16 protein-coding genes are annotated in these 18,489 nt (G+C 68.7%); 5 read left to right on the top strand and 11 right to left on the bottom strand.

Translation table 11 applies throughout. The annotated features are described in order from the left end of the window. Positions 1-213: 213 nt before the first annotated feature. From AC07EJ_RS39260 to AC07EJ_RS39230, 7 genes are all read right to left on the bottom strand, one after another. Complete coding sequence (locus tag AC07EJ_RS39260; RefSeq protein ID WP_478886018.1) at positions 214-513, bottom strand: WXG100 family type VII secretion target; 300 nt, start codon at positions 511-513, stop codon at positions 214-216. A gap of 57 nt (positions 514-570) precedes the next feature. Then, complete coding sequence (locus AC07EJ_RS39255; RefSeq protein ID WP_478886017.1) at positions 571-912, bottom strand: WXG100 family type VII secretion target; 342 nt, start codon at positions 910-912, stop codon at positions 571-573. Between the two features lie 105 nt (positions 913-1,017). Further along, on the bottom strand, positions 1,018-2,292 hold the full coding sequence (locus tag AC07EJ_RS39250) for a S8 family serine peptidase (protein WP_478886016.1): 1,275 nt from the start codon (positions 2,290-2,292) through the stop codon (positions 1,018-1,020). Between the two features lie 17 nt (positions 2,293-2,309). Next, on the bottom strand, positions 2,310-4,058 hold the full coding sequence (locus AC07EJ_RS39245; RefSeq protein WP_478886015.1) for a hypothetical protein: 1,749 nt from the start codon (positions 4,056-4,058) through the stop codon (positions 2,310-2,312). Further along, positions 4,058-4,528 (bottom strand): hypothetical protein, encoded by a 471-nt coding sequence (locus tag AC07EJ_RS39240; protein ID WP_389485671.1) that lies wholly within the window; start codon positions 4,526-4,528, stop codon positions 4,058-4,060. The genes AC07EJ_RS39245 and AC07EJ_RS39240 overlap by 1 nt, the downstream gene beginning before the upstream one ends. 357 nt (positions 4,529-4,885) lie before the next feature. After that, on the bottom strand, positions 4,886-5,413 hold the full coding sequence (locus AC07EJ_RS39235) for a hypothetical protein (protein WP_478886014.1): 528 nt from the start codon (positions 5,411-5,413) through the stop codon (positions 4,886-4,888). Between the two features lie 150 nt (positions 5,414-5,563). Next, positions 5,564-6,139 (bottom strand): CGNR zinc finger domain-containing protein, encoded by a 576-nt coding sequence (locus tag AC07EJ_RS39230; RefSeq protein ID WP_389485665.1) that lies wholly within the window; start codon positions 6,137-6,139, stop codon positions 5,564-5,566. A gap of 103 nt (positions 6,140-6,242) precedes the next feature. On the opposite strand from AC07EJ_RS39230, the gene AC07EJ_RS39225 reads away from it, so the two are divergent. Next, on the top strand, positions 6,243-7,415 hold the full coding sequence (locus tag AC07EJ_RS39225) for an epoxide hydrolase family protein (RefSeq protein ID WP_478886013.1): 1,173 nt from the start codon (positions 6,243-6,245) through the stop codon (positions 7,413-7,415). Positions 7,416-7,485: 70 nt separating this feature from the next. Here AC07EJ_RS39225 and AC07EJ_RS39220 read toward each other — a convergent pair whose 3' ends face one another. Then, positions 7,486-7,839, bottom strand: a complete 354-nt coding sequence (locus tag AC07EJ_RS39220) for a DUF4333 domain-containing protein (protein ID WP_389485661.1) — start codon at positions 7,837-7,839, stop codon at positions 7,486-7,488. A 255-nt stretch (positions 7,840-8,094) separates the two neighbouring features. On the opposite strand from AC07EJ_RS39220, the gene AC07EJ_RS39215 reads away from it, so the two are divergent. Continuing rightward, complete coding sequence (locus AC07EJ_RS39215; protein ID WP_389485659.1) at positions 8,095-8,811, top strand: hypothetical protein; 717 nt, start codon at positions 8,095-8,097, stop codon at positions 8,809-8,811. A gap of 159 nt (positions 8,812-8,970) precedes the next feature. On the opposite strand, the gene AC07EJ_RS39210 is transcribed toward AC07EJ_RS39215, so the two are convergent. From AC07EJ_RS39210 to eccB, 3 genes are read right to left on the bottom strand one after another with little or no spacing between them, the layout of a single operon-like run. Further along, on the bottom strand, positions 8,971-9,573 hold the full coding sequence (locus AC07EJ_RS39210; protein WP_478886012.1) for a hypothetical protein: 603 nt from the start codon (positions 9,571-9,573) through the stop codon (positions 8,971-8,973). Beyond that, positions 9,570-10,844: a type VII secretion-associated serine protease mycosin gene (mycP, locus tag AC07EJ_RS39205; protein ID WP_389485655.1), complete on the bottom strand. Its 1,275-nt coding sequence runs from the start codon at positions 10,842-10,844 to the stop codon at positions 9,570-9,572. Before mycP ends, AC07EJ_RS39210 begins: the two co-directional genes overlap by 4 nt. 14 nt (positions 10,845-10,858) lie before the next feature. Beyond that, positions 10,859-12,391, bottom strand: coding sequence for a type VII secretion protein EccB (gene eccB / locus AC07EJ_RS39200; RefSeq protein WP_478886011.1), 1,533 nt, complete (start codon positions 12,389-12,391; stop codon positions 10,859-10,861). A 179-nt stretch (positions 12,392-12,570) separates the two neighbouring features. Between eccB and eccE the strand changes: the two genes are divergently transcribed. The 3 genes from eccE to AC07EJ_RS39185 all read left to right on the top strand — a co-directional run bounded on the left by eccE (position 12,571) and on the right by AC07EJ_RS39185 (position 18,241). Beyond that, positions 12,571-13,932 carry a type VII secretion protein EccE gene (gene eccE / locus AC07EJ_RS39195; RefSeq protein ID WP_389485651.1) on the top strand — a complete coding sequence of 454 codons (1,362 nt, stop codon included), beginning with the start codon at positions 12,571-12,573 and terminating at the stop codon, positions 13,930-13,932. A 5-nt stretch (positions 13,933-13,937) separates the two neighbouring features. Next, entirely contained in the window at positions 13,938-14,738 is an 801-nt protein-coding gene (locus tag AC07EJ_RS39190) for a hypothetical protein (protein ID WP_389485649.1), read from the top strand. A gap of 335 nt (positions 14,739-15,073) precedes the next feature. Beyond that, entirely contained in the window at positions 15,074-18,241 is a 3,168-nt protein-coding gene (locus AC07EJ_RS39185; protein WP_478886010.1) for an SCO5717 family growth-regulating ATPase, read from the top strand. The last annotated feature ends 248 nt before the right edge of the window (positions 18,242-18,489 follow it).

Raw genomic sequence — 18,489 nt, 5'->3', positions numbered from 1 at the left:
GCGCTGCTTTTTACGATCCTTTGCCGAACGCAGAGACTGCGTGAACGGAGAGGGCGCCGGCCCGAATGACATGAACTGCTTTCCCTTCAACGACGAGCGCGAACCGATGCCTTATCCAGCCGTGGACCCACGCACCCCGTTCCACCCGTCGGACCACAATGATGGGGTGGGCGCCTCCCGCGCGCGCCCACCCCGGATCCTGTCCTCTTCGCTCTACAGGAAGAAGCTGGCGGCCTTCTTGTCGCCACCCATGTAGTCACCGCCGGCCAGGTGCACCACGTGACCAATGCCCTTGAGGGCTTCGTGGATGTCGCGGGCCTCGTCGTCCCACGCCTTCTGCTGGGTACCGTACGTGTCCTGGGTCTCACCTTCCCAGTACGCGACCGTGCCCGCCACCAGGGTCTTGATCTCCTGCAGGTCGGCCTCGAGCTGCTTGGCCATGGTTCCGATTTCCGTGGCCGCGGTGTCGAGAGCGCCGTACTTGACGATCATCTCGTCGTGGTTCATGCCCATGATCTACTTCATCTCCCCTGTGGATTCAGACTTACTACTGATGCGTGACCGGCTCGCTCAGTAGCCGCTGAGCGTGGACTTCGGGGCGCCGTCGTACACGTTGATCTTGTTGACTTCCTGGCGCACCTTGTCCTCGGAGTCGTCCTTGATCTTCCGAGTACCGCTCATCGCATCGAGGAACGTCACGAGGATGTTTCCGATTTTCACCAACGAGGTGTTGATCTCGTGCTGCTTCGTGTTGAAGGCGTTGGCGCCGATGCCCTTCCACTGACCTTCCAGGCTGTCGATCGTCCCCTGGAGGCGGTGCACCGTCGACTTGATGTTTTCGAACTTGTGCGCGATCTTGCGCTCGAGCGCAATCATCTGATCGTCTGAGAGCCGCTGCCCCTGTGCCGCCATGTTCGGCCTACCTCTCCTGAGTTACTGATGGAACTTTCTGGATTCCCGTCTGGCCGGGGCAAGAATCTGCCCCCTGCTCGACGGGCGTTGAACGATGAAGCGGGCTCAGCCGGAGCGCCGAGCTCGCACCACCGCGAACGCCCCGCCCCCGAGCACTACTACCGCAGCAACGACTCCGAGGACAATCCACAACTGGTCATTGTCGTCCGAGGACTTCGCACTAGATCCTGCCGCCGAGGTCTCGCCACCTGAAGTGGATTTCGGGGGCTGTGACGAGGCTGGTACGGAAGCGGAGGGGGTGTTGCCGGAGGTGGAACCGGCGGTGGTCTTCTCGTTGGTGAGGGGGTTGATGTCGCCCGCACCCGGGCTTCCCTCGCCATGGAGCAGGTTGCGCGCCGGACGGATCAGCCCGTAACCGAGGTACTTGCTGGGCTTGTTCTTCGGCCAGTCACGCCCTGCTGTGTCGATCAGGACCCGAGTGACCTGGTTCGCCGTCCATGTGGGGTGCTTGGACCAGATGAGAGCGGCCGCGCCGGAAGCGATGGCGGACGCCATACTGGTGCCCGTCCCCATGCAATGCGACTGGAAGTCGTTGTTGCACCAGGCTGGGATGTCCAGACCGGGAGCGGCCAGTTGCACGTAGTTGCCGCTCTCCGAGAACTTGCCGACCAGGCCGCTCTTGTCCGCAGCCGATACGCCGACCACCCCTGGGTACTTCGCGGGATAGCCGATGTAGTTCTCTTTCTCGGCTTCGTTGCCGACCGCAGCGAAAAGGAGCTTGCCCTTGCTCTCGGCGTACTTGACCGCCTCAAGTCCTCCGTTACTCGGGAAGTCTGATCCGAACGACATGTTGATGATCTGGGCATCACTGTCGGCGGCAGCCCGAATGGCCTTGGCCGTGGTGTCACCCTGCTTCTTCGCCGACTCGTCCTTCATCGTCGACAGCCGGGTGCGAATCGGGATGATCTTGGCGTCGGGTGCGACGCCCTTGATCCCGCCCCCCGCCCCGCTACCCGCGATGAGCTCGGCGATCGTCGTGCCGTGACCGTCGAAGTCGTCCGTCTCGCCGCCTGCGCTACCGGTGACGTCGACTCCCTTGAGTACCTTGCCGCTCAAGGATTTCGTCGCGGAGTTGACCCCTGAGTCGACGACGGCGACCGTGATGCCCTTGCCCGTGCTGACCTTCCACAGGTCCTTGGCCCCCATCGCGTCCAAGTACCACTGCTTCGACTGCACGTCGTCGGCGATCGCGCTGGGGGCCAGTCCGGCCGAGACAGCTGCGAGAGCGCCGAGTGCCGCAGTTACGGTGGCGACTCGTCTCCCGGCACGCCCCGCGATCCGCGCCGTGCTTCCACCGCGTCGGCTGGTCCCAGACTGCATACTTCGTACGTCCTCGCTCATACTTGGTCGTTCACCGGGGGCACGTCACGCCGCGGCTTGTCGGGCAATTGCGTCTGCTCGTCCTCGATCAGAAAGCCAGGCCGTTGTGCGCCTTCGCCCTCTTCCTGGTCGGAACTCCCGCGGCCCTCGGGGCCTCGTACGAGGCCGGAGCCGCCGGCGGTGAAGCCGTTCCTGCCCGCATGGGAAGCGGAGTTGCGTCCTGCGGGAGCACCGCTCACGCCGTCGGAATTACCGATGGAACCGCGCGCGGGCGTCTGGTTCCTGGCGGCGCTGTTCGTCGCACTCGGCGCCCCCATGACTCCCCGCTGACTGATCCCGCCGTTCGAGGTCCGCGAACCGGCCGCTCCCTCACCGCCGATGACCGTGCCTCGCGGCACCTTGGGACCCGACTTCGCGGTCGCGCCGGTCGAGGTGGGCCTTCCCCCTACGACGCCGCCGTTGCTCCGGCCCGCGCCCCTCGGCCCCAGGCCTTGGCGGCCGGCCGACGTGCCGCCCGGCTTGGGCGTGCCTCCGGTGACTCCGGACGTCGGACGGCCACCCGGCATGCCGCCCTTGACCCCCGGCTGGCCGGTCGCGTTCGGGCGCCCCATCGGGTTCGTGCCGCCCTGCCCCAGCCCCCGAGCCGTCGCCGGTCCTGTGGTTCCGGGTCGTCCCTGTGCGGTCGCCGGATTCCTCGGCACGCCGGTCGTTCCGAGCGCCCGTCCCACAGGACCCTTTCCCAGGGGATTCGGAACACCCTGGGCGTACGAAGGGAGCGGGACTCCTTGCGGACCGACTGTCGGCGTCACGGTCGGGTTGGCGGTGCTTGTCACAGAGGGCGTCGACGTGTGCTGAGGAAGCGTATCGACGCTGTCGATCTGCGTGCCGACAGGAACGACCGGCCGGTCGATGGCGATCACGGGATCGTCCGTCTTCGGAGGTACATTGCCGATGTCGGGGCGAACGTGCTCCACGACCGAGTGCTCACGCCCCGCGGTCTCCACTTCCGACCTGTGCAGGGCAGCGGTCGGTTCGGTGACGCTGTGGCCCTGGGACGGGGATTCAAGGTCGTACTTGGGATTCGGCATGCCCACGTTGGGCATGGCCTCGAACGTCGGCGGCGTCAGCCCGTGCAGTTGCTCTCCGGACACCGAGTAGAACGACGCCAACCGGTTCATCTGGTTGATCGCCTCTTGACGGTGGCCCTCGGTCTTGACTGCTGCGGCGTAGTCCTTGTTGCCGTCGACCCGCGCGACGACGGGAATATCGTCGACCGTCTTCGGGGCCAGCCGGGTGTCCCGGGGCGGCATCGCGCTGCGCACGGACGCGAGGCCGGTTGCGGCCGCGGTGATCTGGACTCCTGCCTGGTCCGCGTAGGTGGCAAGCGCCTCGGTGTGCGTGACGAGCTTCAGACCCCAGTCCTGGAAGGCCCGGCCGGCCTCACCCTGCCAGTCGTCCTCGGCCGGCTTCAGATGCCCTCTGAGCTCGGCCGCGGCCGCGTTGATGGCATCACTGGCCTTCCACAGCGCCTCGCCGGCATTCTCGAGGTCGGCCGGCTTCGCGTCCGCGATGAGGTCGATCATGTCGTTGAGCTTGTGACCTTCGAAGTTCGTGGCCTTACCGAACTGGAAGAACCGCACACGGCTGAATCCGAAGGCGTCGTGCATCAGCTCCGACATCTGCGACGTCACGTCGGTGGCTCCGACCTGAGCGTCCACCTTCTGCTGGTCGGTCAGGGGCGGCGGCTTCTTCTCGTCCCCAGCCATTACTTGAACCCCTTCGTGGACTTCTTCGCGTCGCTGTGCTCCTGCGCGGGCCGGCCGGACTTCTTCTGCTCCGCCGCGTCGTGTTCGCGGTCGATCCTGACCTGGATCGCCCAGTAACGGCGCCGCTGGTCCTCTTCGAGGTTGTCGTAGCCGATCTCTGCGCCGTGTGCGGCGATGCCGATGGCTTCGATCTGCAGACTCAGCATCTTGGAGAGGTGGGTGATCTGCTGGTGCACGTGGTCGTACTGGGCGTGCAGGCCGTCGGCCTCGTGAAACTCACCCACGCCGCTCAGGGCGTTCCGGGGGATCTGGTGCCCGCCCACCTTGGCCGCACTGCCGGCGGACCCCTCGAACTCCGCCAGGAGCTTGTCCACGCGCTGCTTGAACGACTTGAGGAACCCCGCGCTGACCTTCAGGTCCGCAGCGGCCGCAGCGGAAACTCCACCCATCGCCATGTCCGCAGGAAGCATGACGTGTCCCCTTCCCCGTTCCCCGTCACTCCATCAGCCCGCGCCCTGGGCACGGTGGCGCGAGGGTCCCTCATCGCGCCTTTACCACTGTAGTCACCCTGTACAACCGAACCAACTGACCTATGTGTTAAGTCAGTTACGAAACGCTCTTCCCGTATCGCGCTTTCGGGTGCAATCTTCTCATCTCGCCGACGCGCGCCCGATGCCCGGTCGAAGGCCGTGACGCTCACGCCCAGGCACTGCCCTCACGGGGGCCCGGTGCACTCTCCGGCAGGAGATCGCTCCTCCACGAAATCTTCACCATCGTGACTACGGGACCGCGACTACGGGGAAGGCAGAGGAAGCGCGTTCAACAATTCAGCCCGATTTCACTTCGCAGGGCGAAGACGTCTTCAGCGCCTCCGTGTATTCCGTGATCAAGTCCTTCAGCGCCGATTCATCCTTGCGTCCTGGTTCGAAGACCCTGATGACCGTGGAGATGTCCTCCTTGACCACATCGGGGGCGGTGCACTGGGTGATCGATACGGCTGCGGCGTCCGTGTACGCGATCGTGCGGGCCGCCGCGGACTTGGGGTCGTGGGCGGAGAGTTGGTCCACGGCGATGTCGCGCGCCGCTGTGCCCGGTTCGCGTCGCTCGCGTTCGACGGACAGCACGACCTTCTTGTCCACGGCGACCTCGCAGGTCGTGATGGCGTCCGGGACAGGAGTGTCCGGCTCGACCGACACCCGCTTACCGGGCGGCAGCAACGGCGCCAGCGTCGCCGTCTTGATGTGAATGCCGCACAGCGACGACGGCACGGTGTACTCGCGCTCGGCCGAGTCGCCGCATCCTGCTGCCGTCGCCACCATCACGGCGGTGGCAGCGGCCAGAGGCAGGAGCCGCACGCCGCGAGCCGGCCTCAGTGGTGGCTTTCCGTGTAGTTCCACTGCGCTCCGGATGGCTCTTAGTGGTGCCGTTGGGGTGCACGCACCCGACGCGACAGATGTGTCGCAGGCGTGGGGCGTGGGGCCCACTTGGATGTGCCGAGGTGACGATCACTTCGCTGATCTGGGGTTTTTGCGCTGGTTGGCATTGAAGCGCGCTTTCTTCTGACGATTCCCGCACGTGTTCATGTCGCACCATTTACGGGTGCGGCTTTGGCTGGTGTCGAAGAAGGCGGCTTGGCAGGTTGGCGATGCGCACAAGGCCAATTTTCCGTCTCGTTCGCCTGCGATGATGCTGATCGCGTCGGCGGCGATCACGCTGAGGGCATCTTCCACGCAGGATGCCGAACTGAGCCGCCATTGCCGCTCACCCTCGGGCGTCAGGATCGCCGCGGCCCGCCCCTGAGCGCTGCAGTCGTTGATGACCTGGACAGCAGAAGCGGGGAGAGCCTCCTGGGCCGCGGCCGCTGTCGCGGCGGCGTGAATCGACTCCCTCAGTTCCCGAGCGAGGTCGAGCTGGGCACTGGTGCAGGAGTCCACGGCGAGGCCGTTCACTGCCAGCCAGTCGATGAGGCGGTGCGGCGTGGGAATGCGCTCCACAGCGTTGCCATGACGCTCCGACAGAGTCCCCGTGAAGCTGGTCGCCAGCACGGTACCGAGGCGGAAGTCAGGGAACCCAGCAGGCATGGAACCACCTTAGCCGGTTGCACGCCGGCATGTAGGCGCGGTAGAACCGCCTTAGCCGGTTCGCCGTAGCTCGCAGCCGGTTCCGCGACGGCCAGGAGGTCTCATGCCCCGTCCGACCAACGACGTGCAAGCATTTGAAACCCACGCAACTGACGCCGACCTCGACGATCTGCGCGCGCGACTGGCCGCGGCGCGGCTACCGGAGGCCGAGACGGTCCATCGCGCAGCGCCCGGCCCTCGCCGATGGGAGCAGGGCGTTCCGCTCGCCGACCTCGTCGATGTCGTGAACTACTGGCGCACCGGGTACAACTGGCGCTCGTTCGAAGAGCACCTTGACCAGATCGGCCAGTTCCGCACGACCATTGACGGTCTGGGAATCCACTTCCTGCACCGCCGATCCGCGCGCGCAGATGCCACTCCTCTGGTCTTGACGCACGGCTGGCCCGGCAGCATTGCCGAGTTCACCGATGTAGTGGACGAGTTGGCAGATCCGAAAGATGCAGACGCTCCGGCGTTCCACGTCGTGGTCCCGTCGCTACCAGGCTTCGGCTACAGCGACAAGCCGGCCACCACGGGGTGGGGGACCGAAAAGATCGCGGCCGCATGGGTGGAACTGATGGGAAGGCTCGGCTACAGCAAGTTCGTAGCCCACGGCGGCGACTGGGGAGGCAATATCACCACGGTTCTCGGCGGCAGGTTCCCGGCGCACGTTCTCGGCATCCACACATTGTTCGCGGAGGCGCCGCCCGGGTTGACAACGGACGGGCTGACGGCGGTCGAGCGCAAGTGGACCGAGGAAACCCACGATTTCTGGCGCCACCGCGCGGCGTACGCGAAGCAGCAGGCGACCCGTCCGCAGACCATCGGCTACTCGCTCGTCGACTCACCGGTCGGGCTTCTTGCCTGGATCCTTGACAAGTTCGCCGAGTGGTCAGACACCGAAGACAGCCCGTTCGAGAGGATTTCCAGAGACCGCATTCTTGACGACGTCACCCTGTATTGGCTGACGCGGACCGGCGCATCGGCAGCCCGCATTTACTACGAAAGCCACAACTCGCTCGATCCCGAACTTCGGGTCGACGTCCCGTCAGCAATCACTATGTATCCCCGCGACATCGAGAAGAGTCCGCGCCCCTGGGCACAGGAGCGGTACCGGCAGATCGTCCGATGGGGGTCGCCCGAAATCGGGGGCCATTTCCCGTCACTGGAGGTTCCCGAGTATTTCGTCAAAGATCTACAAGAGGGCCTCGCGGCAGTGCTGGCCGCTCATCGGTGAACGCGAGCGCCGAGCCCCTTGTGGAAATTTCTCCTCGCGAGAGGCGCGGTGGAGTCGAAAGGGTCAGCTGTCAGCTCGCAGCCGGGGACGGCTTTTCGTCGGCCTTGATGTCGAAGTTGACGTTGTCTCCGTCGACCGAGGAAACCTTGACCGTAACGCCCAGCGTGCTGCCGTCACTCGCCGTCAGCGTGCAGCGGCCGGTGTTGCCGACCTTCCCGACGAGGTCCTCGGGACACATGACGTCCGGCTTCGGCTGGCCCGTGGTGGCGGCGAGCTTTTCGGCGACCGTATCGGCCAGCTTGCCCTTGGACACCTTCGGGTCGGATTTCCCCACACTCACCGACCCCGAGCAGCCGACGAGGAGCGCACCGGCGGCTACGGCCGACAGGGCCCACGTTGCGGCGGAGAGACGGGACTTAATCATGGGGAAATCCGTTCCGGTGATCGGGGAAACAGGTAACAGAGGGCCGGAAGGGCGGGCCGCCCCCTCGGCGCGCCCAGCATATGGCGCACAGGAGACGCCCACTTAGGGCGTTTCCGCGGAATTCGGGCACATCGCAACGCTCTGCGGAGTCTTCACCTCACCCGCAATCAATCTTCACGCCCGCGATCACGGGTTACGGCCACGATCTCGGCCTCGGTTCACAGAAGCACACTTCTTCCGCAATAATCTCGACCCATGGAACAGCTGGTTGAGATCCTGGTGAAGGTCCTCTTGCTCGCGTTCGTTGCGGGAATGTTCACGCTCGTTATCAGGGCGTTCATACGCAACAGTCGAGAGGTCGACCGGATCAATAAAGGTTGGGCGGACCTCGAAGGGGTCGCCGCCACGCGTGGCTGGACCTATGAGCGGCGCTCGCCCGGACGGGCCACCGAGTATTGCGGCGTGGGCCCGATGCCGGGCAAGGGCTCGAACCTCTCCGCTTGGCACTACATCACAGGGGAGTTCCGCGGCCGCGCCTTCAAGTGCTTCGAGTACCGCTACACGGATCCCCTGTCCCCCACCACTCAAGGCGGGAACAGGAAGCTCACGTACGAGTCGGTGTTCCTCGTCTCGGCGCCCGGCCAGGGGGCCTACATGCATATGGAGCCGCCGAGCAAGCTGGACAGGGTGCTGGGGCGAGGGCCCAGGAAGCTGCTCGATGTTCCGGAATTCGACAAGAAGTTCCGAGTCGACAGGCATGACGAGGCTTTCGTCCGGAACGCCCTTACTGATGACGTGAGGGCCTTCTTCCTCTCGGATCAGCGTGCCGAGAAGAACCCGCTTCGAGTGCGCGACGACGAACTGTTCACGTGGTACACCGGCACCATGACTCCGCAAGACCTCGAGGACCGGTTGAACTACCTGTGCGACGTTGTGGAACGAATTCCCGCTGAGGCGTGGACAGCCGCCTGAGACAAAGCAAAGCGCCCTTTGGCCCGGATCAGGAATGCACCGGGCCAAGGGGCGCTTTTGCGTGTGCCGACGGCATGATCCAGACGAGAGGCCCTAGTTGGCCCCGCCGGCGGAGTCATCGGCCTGCCGCACCGTTCGCAGGAGGCAGGTACTGACGCCTCAGCACGTGCCTTCCTGCGATGTCACCGTCAGGCGGTACGCGCGTTCGGTGAGCGTTCCCTCGCCGCCGTCGATGCCCGGTGGCGTGTAGTCGTCCTTCGCGCGCCGGGTGCGTTCGACGTGCGTGCAGAAGGCCGCGTCCGCGCCGTCCGCCTGCACCGTGAAGTACGCGTCGGTGTCAGTGTTCGTGTCGGCCGGTCCGGCGTCCACGCCTGACTGGGGTGCTCCCCCGCCGCCGTGCTGGATCACCTTGTCCTCGAGCAGGGACTCGTAGTCGTCGAAGTAGGCGGAGTCGGTGGTGAGTCCGTCGTCTCGGTACATCCAGCCGTCCAGGTCGTCCGTGGCCTGGCTTACCGCGCTGGTCAGTTCATCGTCGCTCCAGCCCGAGTCGGCGGAGACCCTCAGCAGGCTGAACCCCTCGAACACCATGACGCAGGCCAGGACGAGGAAGATCACGCGGCCCACGACGAACGCGGCGTCGGGGAGGTCGGGCGCGGACGGGTCGAGGCTGTGGCGCCAGCCGCGTACGCGGTCCGCCTTGACGCAGGCGGCCACCAACAGCAGGGCGGCGATGCCGAAGCTGAGCGCGACCATCGCGCTCACGCCCCGCCCGCTCTCCTCCGGCCCCGCCGCCGCGCGTCCCGTACCGCGACGGCCGCCCCGCCCAGGCCCGCCACCAGCACCGCTGTGCCGACGACCGTGTACGTCGCCAGGCGGGTGTTGCGCTGTTCCGCTGTTTCGCCGAAGTGGATTTTCGCCGCCGTAGGAGCCTCCGCCCGGGTGACCCCCTCCTCGGGGGACGGGGACTCTATCGGGTGATCCGGGTCGTCCGTGACAGCGCCGACGGGGTCGACGACGCCCCAGCCGACCAGGCGGTCGTGGCCCGCGGTCGAGCGTTCCGCGGTCTGTTCGATCTGGGCGACGACCTCGGCCGCCGTCCAGTCGGGGTGCTTCGCCTTGACTAGGGCCGCCACTCCGGCCACGTACGGGGCGGAGAAACTGGTGCCGTTGTCGGAACAGTGGCCACCGCCGGGAACCGTGGAGACCATGTCCACGCCCGGCGCCGCCACACCCACGAAATCGCCCTGCTGGGAGAACGCGGCGCGTTCGTTGTTACGGTCCGAGGCCGCGACAGCCAGGACGCCGGAGAACGAGGCCGGGTAGGTTTTCTGCACCTTGCCGTCCAGGCCGTCGTTGCCGGCCGAGGCGACGACCACGATCTTGGCGGCCAGCGCCTCGTTGACCGCGTCCTCCAACCCCTTGTCGGGCCTGACCGCGTTCGCCGTGTCCTGCGAGATGTTGATGACCTGGGCGCCCACCGACTTGGCGTACCGGATGGACCGCGCCAGGCTCTCGGCCGTGCCGTGGCCCTCCGCGTCGTTCTGCTGGATCGGGATGATCGTGGCCTCGGGCGCCAGGCCCACGAAGCCGGTGTTTTTGGCCGGACGCGCGGCGATGATGCCCGCGACGCGCGTGCCGTGGCCGACGGTGTCGGTGGTGCCGTGTTCGTTGCCGCGCGCGATCTTGTTGCCGTCGGCGTCCTTGAGGTTCGGGGGCATCTCGTTCTTGCCCTTGGACGTGTCCACGGCATGGGTGAGCTGCGGGTTCTTGACGTCCACGCCCGTGTCGATGACGGCGACCTTGACGCCCTTGCCCTTGGTCTCGCTCCACAGGTCGTCGAGCAGGACGCGCTGGAGCGACCAGGGGCGGCCCTCGAACTTCGGATTCTTCGGGCCGAAGGTGCACTGTTCGCCGTCGGCGACGGCGGGCCCGGCGGGCAGGAGTGCGGTGGTCGTCACGGTCACGGTGAGCGCGGCGAGCAGTGCCGCCCTGCGCGTCCACGTGGCTGCGGATTCCCGGGATGCGTACGTCATCGTGTCCCCCGGTCCTAGGAGCCCTGCGGCTGGCGGGCCGCTGTGCTGGACAGGCGCGGGCCCGTGGGCAGGAACTGCGACCAGGCGTACGGGATCGGAGTCGGGTCGACCTTGTCGTAGCCGAGGCTGGTCTGCGCCAGCTTGGCCTCCTGGCGCAGCGCTTCGCGCTGCTTCTTCGTGGTGCCGATGCCCGCGTCGTCGGCGCCGCTGTCGCTGTTGGACTGCATCGCGTAGCGAAGGCCCGTGTCGGTGACGAGGAACACGGGGCCCACCTTGGTCGCGGTACCCGTGAACTGACGGTAGAGCTGGCCCGATCCGGCGGTGACGTAGGCGCTGGAGGAGCCGACGGGCAGGGGCGCGGGGAACTTCGTGCCCGCCCATGTGCTGAGCGTGGTGCGGCCGTTGTCGACCTTGTCCAGGACGTTGCAGACGGTGTTACGACTGCCGGCCGCGCTGGAGGCCTCGTTGACCGGTTCCGGCTTGTACTTCGGCCAGTTGTCGAGTCCGAAGGGCTGACTGGCGACCACGGCGCCGGGGCTCACCTTGGTCGCCTCGCCAGGCTGCCCCAGACGCACCAGATCAGGGCTGCCCAGGAGCAGGTGCGCGGTGAAGTCGGTGACAGGGGCGACCTTGCCCGGCAGGACGACGTAAAACTGGTCCGGCGTCTTGAGGACCATGCCGACCCGGTTCACGGAGTCGTCGAGCGTGCTGTTCGCGTTGGCGGAGTCGCCGGGGTGGCCCTCCAGCTTCGGGAAGGTGATCGGCGCGCCCTTGTGGAGGGTGTCGAGCCAGTCCCTGGAGACGCGCTGCGGCTCCTGGTTCGCGGTGTCGATTTTGAGGGCGGTCAGGAGTTTCTGCTGCCGTTCCTTCGTGGCCTGCACGGCGATGGGGTAGGCAGTGCCGCTCGCGTCGACGACGTACTCCGTCTTGGCCTTGTCCGGGCCGACGACGTACATCAGGTCGCCGCCGTGCAGCTTCGACTCGCGGCCCTCGACCTTCGGCTCGTCCCGCTTCGCGAGGACGAACGCCGCCTTCTGGATGGCGCGGCCGCCGTCGGCCGGGCGCTCGCAGACGACCCAGCGCTTGGCGGACTCCGCCTCGGATTCCGGGGGCAGGCGGTCGGGGGCGTACGGGATGCCGATCGTGGCGCCGTGCGGGATCTTGCCGCTGTCGAGCACGTCCTCGGCCACCGTCACCGGGGGGTTGTCGCTCGGGTCCACGAGAAGCTTGGCCGACGCCATGTTGAGGACGGGGTGCAGCTGCTTCTTGCCGTCCGTCTCCAGGACCACGTACCGCGTCGTCGACTTGCTCGCGACGATCACGTTCTTGTGCAGGTCGTCCCAGTTGGGCGGCGCTGTCGGCTTGAACATCCCCCACGCCCCGAAGACCGCCAGGACGACGACGCCGACGATGACGCCCGGCAGCACCGCACGCAGCGGCTTCGGTGCCTCTTCCTCCGAACCGGAGGGTGAGGGCTGGAGGAAGGACGCGAGCGTACGACGCTTCGCGAAGGTGTAGGCGTTGAGTTCGTCCCGCCGTGATGCCATCTGTGTCCGCTTCTCCCCGTGCAGCACTCGGGGGTACCTGCGTCCCCCGCCCTCCGTTGTCAGACCCGGCCCCTACTATGCCTGTTGCGTGGTTGTGCGTGTGGGACGGGTAGGGTGCTGGGGCCTTCAAAGGCCCTGTACGTCAGGGATTTTCGGGAGAGTTCGGGGGGTTTGGAGTGATGGCTTCCGCAACGCGGACCCGGTCACGGTCGCAATCCCGGTCGCGGTCGAACGGTCGGCCGGGACCGGGAGACGGTGCGCCGGCGGCTCGGTCCGGCGGTGGGGCCGGCTCTGTGGCGGCGCCCGCCGGTCCGGTCTCGCTTCATCTGAAGTCACGTTCCGGACGGGCCGGATCCTTCCGGCTCCAGCAGATGGTGATGATCGAGGTCGCCGCCGCGCTGCTCGTCGGCGCCGCGGTCGTCGACAAGTTGGCGCTGGTGCCCGCCGGTGTCGTCGCCGTGATCCTCGTCCTGTTCGCTCTCGTACGCCGCAGAGGGCGTTCGCTGCCCGAGTGGCTCGGCAGCGTCCTCGCCCTGCGCGGGCGCAAGCGCCGTGCGGCCAGCACGCCGGTCCCGCCCGGCACGGAGCCGGGCCTGGCGCCCGCCGTCGAGTGCGACCCCGCGCTGCGGACGTACAGCTACGTCCGCGGTGACGACCGCGATCAGCGGCCCATCGGCATGGTCGGCGACGGCGGCTTCCTGACCGCCGTGCTCCAGGTCGAGTCGGACGCCACCGCCCTGCGGGCGGAGCGCTCCCGGCGGCCGCTGCCCATAGGGATCGTGCGGGACGCCCTGGATGTCGACGGGATCCAGCTCGAGTCGGCGCAGATCGTGCTGCACACGCAGCCCGCGCCCGCGCTGCACCTGCCGCAGCAGTCCGTGGCGGTGAGCAACTACGCGCCGCTGCAGGCCCAGACCGGCTCCCCCGCCGTCCGCATCACGTGGATCGCCCTGAAGCTCGACCCGGAGCTTTGCCCGGAGGCCGTGGCCGCGCGCGGCGGCGGCACCGTGGGAGCGCAGAAGTGCGTGGCCCGCGCGGCGCAGCATCTGGCGAGCCGGCTGACCGGCGCGGGCTTCCGCGCCAGTGTGCTGACGGAGGAGGAGCTCACGGCCGCCGTCGCCACGTCGGCGTGCGCCAACCCGATGGTGACGGCGCAGGCCGGGCGGAGCGAGCTGCCGCAGCGCAGGACCGAGGAGTCCAGCCGGAGCTGGCGCTGCGACAACCGCAGGCACACCACGTACTGGGTGCGGCGCTGGCCCCAGCTCGGCGGATCCGGGCCCGCTCTGCACCAGTTGGTCGCGCTTTTGACCACGGTGCCCGCGCTGGCCACGACGTTCAGTCTGACGCTGTCCCGCGGTGACCAGCGGGACATCCAGCTCTGCGGGCACATGCGGATCACAGGACGCAGCGAGAGCGAACTGACCACGGCCCGGCGGTCCCTGGAGACGGCGGCCCGGCAGGCCAAGACGGGTCTCGTCCGGCTCGACCGCGAACAACTGCCCGGTGTTCTCGCCACGTTGCCCCTCGGAGGTGCGCGCTGATGGCCATGACGTCATCTCCCCCGGCCGGGGCAGGATCCTGGGACGGAAATTCCTGGAACGGGAACGGCAACGCAGGCGCGCCTCCCGCGCCGGCCGCCGGTGACCGCCCCCGTACCGGGTTCGGGCTCATCGGGCCGCGGCACCAGCGCCACACGCTCTCCGTCGAGCAGATGGACACGCTCGCGCTGCCCATCGGGGACGACGGTGTCGTCGTCGGCGTGGATGCCGACGGCCAGCCCGCCGTACTCGGGGTGAACCGGCCGACGCCGTACGACATGGTGCTCATCGGCGGTCTGTGGACGGCTCAGGTGCTCGCGCTGCGGGCCGCGGCGACCGGCGCGCGGGTCGCGGTGGAGACCGGGCGGGCGCAGGCCTGGGCCCAGTTGGTGCAGGCGGTCGGTGGCGGCCAGTCCGGGATGACGGTGCACGACGTCGGGCGGGTGCCGCCGCAGGGCGCGTCCGCCGGTGGTCCGGTGCTCGTGGTGCGGGACTGCGGGATGCGGCCGCCGCGCGGGCGGGTGGCGTCGGCGCCGTGGCAGTCCGTGCTGACGCTGCTGCCCTATCTGAGCCCGGTGGCGCCCCGGTTGATGCGGCAGGCGCGGCTCGTCGGGGTCCAGCGGGTTTCGCCGGACGAGGCGGCGGAGATCGGTCGCGTCATCGGACTGCCTCGCGGCGAGTGGGAGTCCCTTCCGACGCTCGCGGACGGCGTCACTCTGTGGTGCACCGACCGCGACCGGCAGTACGTGATGACCCGGGCGACGGACGCCGAGACCGGATTGTTGGGTAACGCACGCCGGATGGACTGAGGCCGGCCCGGAGCCCGCCGCGGAGCGTCCAAGCGATCGAACTCGTTCCCCTTTGCGGCCTATTCGGGCAGTTTGCGCGTGGCGGACTGAGGGGTGTTCGTCACTTCCGTATCGCTTGGGCATCACTTGTTGGCCCGATGTGACCTACCGGATGGCGCCGGGGGGCGGACGGGCCTGCCGTGCTCGTGGTTTTGGTGATTAGGCTGGGACAAGGACGCGCGCGAAACCCACGACCGGCTCGTACGCGTCCCAGGGGAAGAGCGCGGCGGATCGGACGACAGGAACGGTCGCCCCTCACCACGGCACGAGGGTGCTCGACCACACCAGGAGGCATTGTGAACAGCGATCGGGACGAGATCCGCGGGGGCTGGGACACACCCGTCGATGATCACTCCGACGCGGAGTCCGCCACTGAGACGACGGGCGAGTTCACCATCGACTACGCCCCACCGGCCTGGTACACGCAGAACGCGTCGTCCGGCACGGGCGAGACCCCTTCGGCCGCACCCGTCACGCCTCCTCCGCCGGTGCCTCCGGCCCCCGTTCCCACGCCCGCTCCCGCGCCGGTGACGCCTCCGGCGCCGCCCGCGCCCTACACGCCGTACACGCCCACCGCTTCGGCCCCTGAGCCGGACGCGGGTTCCGGGAACGGTGACCTGGAGAGCGGCGCGACGATGCGGTTCTCCGCTGCCGCGCTGAAGCGGGAGTTCGCCGAGCTGGCCGCGCAGAAGGCCGACCCGGCGACGGAGGAGCAGGGCGCTGACGCGGAGTCCACCGACGCGCAGCCGGACGCCGGGGCCAGTGGCTCGAGTAACTCCGGTGACTCCGGAGATTTCCCTGTGGCCGCCGCTGCCGGGCCCTCCGGGGACGACGAGGTGGCCGGCGCCGCCGGGGACGGCACGACGCCGGACTCCCCCGAGCAAGGCCGCGCAGACACTGACGCCGACACAGGCACCGGCACCCGTACCGGTCACGCCTCGGCCGACGGCACCGACTCCGATGCCGCTTCTGATGACGCGTCCGAGGCGGAGGGCTCGCCAGGATCAGACGGATCAGAAGGATCGGACGCCTCGGACAACACCGCCGAGGCCGCCACGACGGACGCACCGACGGCCACCGCAGCAGGCGCTGCAGGCGCGGACACCGCCACCGGCACCGCCGCCGGCGCGGACGCGGCTGCCCCCGCCGCCTGGGCCCCGCCGCCCGTGCCGCAGGACGGCATCCCGCCGCTGCCCCCGGCGTTCCAGCCCGCCGCCCCCACATCGGCCCCGCAGTGGCCCGCGGATCAGCAGCCGCAGCCCGGCACGCCGGTTCCGGCCCAGGGCGCGCCCGCCCCGCCGGCCTGGCCCGCGCAGAACACCCCGCCCGCGCCGCAGGGTGGTTACGGCTTCCCGCAGCAGCCCCAGCCCGGCACGCCCAACCCGCCCGCGCCGCAGGGTGGTTACGGCTTCCCGCAGCAGCCCCAGCCTCAGCCCGGCACGCCCAACCAGCCCGCCCCGCAAGGCGGTTACGGCTTCCCGCAGCAGCCCGCGCCCCCGGCACCGCAGCAGCAGGGCTACGGCTTCCCGCAGCAGACCCCGCCCGCACCCCCCGCACCGAACCAGCCCGCGCCGCAGGGCGGCTACGGCTTCCCGCAGCAGCCCCAGCCTCAGCCCGGCACGCCCAACCAGCCCGCCCCGCAAGGCGGTTACGGCTTCCCGCAGCAGCCGGCCCCCGGCGACCCGCAGCAGCCCCAGCCCGGCGCCGGCTACGGGTTCCCGCAGCCGCAGCCCGGCGCGCCCGCTCAGGGGCACCCGGCCGCGCCCGCCCCGCACCTCCCGGGGCAGCAGCACCCCCAGCAGCCGCCCGCACCGCAGAGCCCGCAGCAGCCCGGCCCTCAGCCTCCCGTCGCACAGCAGCCGCACCCGCAGCCGCCCGCGCCGCAGGCCCAGGCCCCGGCCCCGCACCCCGAAGGCCACCCTGGCCAGCAGGCCCAGGGTCAGAATCAGGGTCAGCCCGGACAGTTCCAGGGCCAGCCCGGTCAGCCGTTCCCGGGGCAGGCGCCGCCCGCCGACCCCCGTGCCGGTGGTGCCTGGCCGCAGCCCATTCAGCACGACCAGCGCACGCCCACGAACGTCGGCGGTGCGCCGCTCGGCTACACGGCGGCCGTGGAGCTGTCGGCCGACCGGCTGCTCAACAACAAGAGGCAGAAGGCGAAGAGCACCCGCCCCGGCGGCGGCAACTCGCGCTTCAAGCTCGGGGGCAAGAAGGAGGAGGCCGAGCGGCAGCGGAAGCTGGACCTGATCCGCACGCCGGTCCTGTCCTGCTACCGGATCGCCGTCATCAGCCTCAAGGGCGGCGTGGGCAAGACGACCACGACGACGGCGCTCGGTTCGACGCTCGCCACGGAGCGCCAGGACAAGATCCTCGCGATCGACGCCAACCCGGACGCCGGCACCCTCGGCCGCCGCGTGCGCCGTGAGACCGGGGCGACCATTCGCGACCTGGTGCAGGCGATCCCGCACCTCAACTCGTACATGGACATCCGCCGGTTCACCTCGCAGGCGCCGTCCGGCCTGGAGATCATCGCGAACGACGTGGACCCGGCGGTCTCGACGACGTTCAACGACACGGACTACCGCAGCGCGATCGACGTGCTCGGCAAGCAGTACCCGATCATCCTGACCGACTCCGGTACCGGTCTGCTGTACTCCGCGATGCGCGGCGTCCTCGACCTCGCCGACCAGTTGATCATCATCTCGACGCCGTCCGTGGACGGTGCGAGCAGTGCCAGTACGACGCTCGACTGGCTGTCTGCGCACGGGTACGCGGATCTGGTGTCGCGTTCCATCACGGTCATCTCCGGAGTCCGCGAGACCGGCAAGATGATCAAGGTGGACGACATCGTGTCGCACTTCGAGACGCGGTGCCGCGGCGTCGTGGTGGTGCCGTTCGACGAGCACCTGGCGGCCGGCGCCGAGGTCGACCTCGACATGATGCGACCCAGGGTGCGCGAGGCGTACTTCAACCTCTCGGCGATGGTCGCGGAGGACTTCCCGCGGGCCCAGCAGCAGCAGGGCCTGTGGACGTCGGACGGCAACCCCCCGCCCACCATGGCTCCTCCGGTGCCGGGCCACCAGCAGCAGCCTTACCCCGCGCAGCAGCCCTACCCGGGCCAGCCGTACCCGGGTCAGCCGGGCGCGCCCCAGCCGCCCGCGCCGGGTCAACAGCCCGCTCCGGGGCAGCAGTTCCCGGGTCAGCCCTACCCCGGCCAGCCGTATCCGCAGCAGCCCGGCCAGGCCCAGGCCGGAGCACCCGGCCAGCAGCCCCAGCAAGCGGGTCAGCCGAGTCAGCCCGGCCCCCCGCAGATGTGGCAGCAGCAGCCCCCGGCGCAGGGCCACCCTCCGGCTCAGCCGGGCCAGCCCGCGCCGGGTCAGCCGCCCACCCCCGGCCAGGCCGCCCCTGGCCAGCCCGGCCAGCCCCTCCCCCCGTACGCCACACAGCCCCAGCCGCCTCAGCAGTAACAACGCCGAATTCCGGCCCTCCAGGGCATGGGAAAGGCCCGCACCGACACCACGGTGCGGGCCTTTCCCGTGCCTGCCGAAAAGCCCTCAAACATCCACCAGGCACCCATTGTTGTGCGGTACGGGCATCACGCCCTGGCCTGCCAAGCGTCAGAGGTCTCGACCAATGTGCGTGAAATGCAGGTCAACTCGTTATTTCCGCAGGCCACATGGGGTTCATGTGCCGTTGACGTGCGCAGACCGCCGCT

Source organism: Streptomyces sp. NPDC045026, assembly GCF_056432625.1.
Note: the sequence above shows the minus strand (reverse complement) of the source record. Positions and strands in the feature narration are given on the sequence as shown.

What these genes read in the sequence shown, in the direction of transcription:
- AC07EJ_RS39260 (WP_478886018.1), bottom strand. Translation starts at nt 513, where the DNA reads ATGGGCATGAACCACGACGAGATGATCGTCAAGTACGGCGCTCTCGAC.
- AC07EJ_RS39255 (WP_478886017.1), bottom strand. Translation starts at nt 912, where the DNA reads ATGGCGGCACAGGGGCAGCGGCTCTCAGACGATCAGATGATTGCGCTC.
- AC07EJ_RS39250 (WP_478886016.1), bottom strand. Translation starts at nt 2,292, where the DNA reads ATGCAGTCTGGGACCAGCCGACGCGGTGGAAGCACGGCGCGGATCGCG.
- AC07EJ_RS39245 (WP_478886015.1), bottom strand. Translation starts at nt 4,058, where the DNA reads ATGGCTGGGGACGAGAAGAAGCCGCCGCCCCTGACCGACCAGCAGAAG.
- AC07EJ_RS39240 (WP_389485671.1), bottom strand. Translation starts at nt 4,528, where the DNA reads ATGCTTCCTGCGGACATGGCGATGGGTGGAGTTTCCGCTGCGGCCGCT.
- AC07EJ_RS39230 (WP_389485665.1), bottom strand. Translation starts at nt 6,139, where the DNA reads ATGCCTGCTGGGTTCCCTGACTTCCGCCTCGGTACCGTGCTGGCGACC.
- AC07EJ_RS39225 (WP_478886013.1), top strand. Translation starts at nt 6,243, where the DNA reads ATGCCCCGTCCGACCAACGACGTGCAAGCATTTGAAACCCACGCAACT.
- AC07EJ_RS39220 (WP_389485661.1), bottom strand. Translation starts at nt 7,839, where the DNA reads ATGATTAAGTCCCGTCTCTCCGCCGCAACGTGGGCCCTGTCGGCCGTA.
- AC07EJ_RS39215 (WP_389485659.1), top strand. Translation starts at nt 8,095, where the DNA reads ATGGAACAGCTGGTTGAGATCCTGGTGAAGGTCCTCTTGCTCGCGTTC.
- mycP (WP_389485655.1), bottom strand. Translation starts at nt 10,844, where the DNA reads ATGACGTACGCATCCCGGGAATCCGCAGCCACGTGGACGCGCAGGGCG.
- eccB (WP_478886011.1), bottom strand. Translation starts at nt 12,391, where the DNA reads ATGGCATCACGGCGGGACGAACTCAACGCCTACACCTTCGCGAAGCGT.
- eccE (WP_389485651.1), top strand. Translation starts at nt 12,571, where the DNA reads ATGGCTTCCGCAACGCGGACCCGGTCACGGTCGCAATCCCGGTCGCGG.
- AC07EJ_RS39190 (WP_389485649.1), top strand. Translation starts at nt 13,938, where the DNA reads ATGACGTCATCTCCCCCGGCCGGGGCAGGATCCTGGGACGGAAATTCC.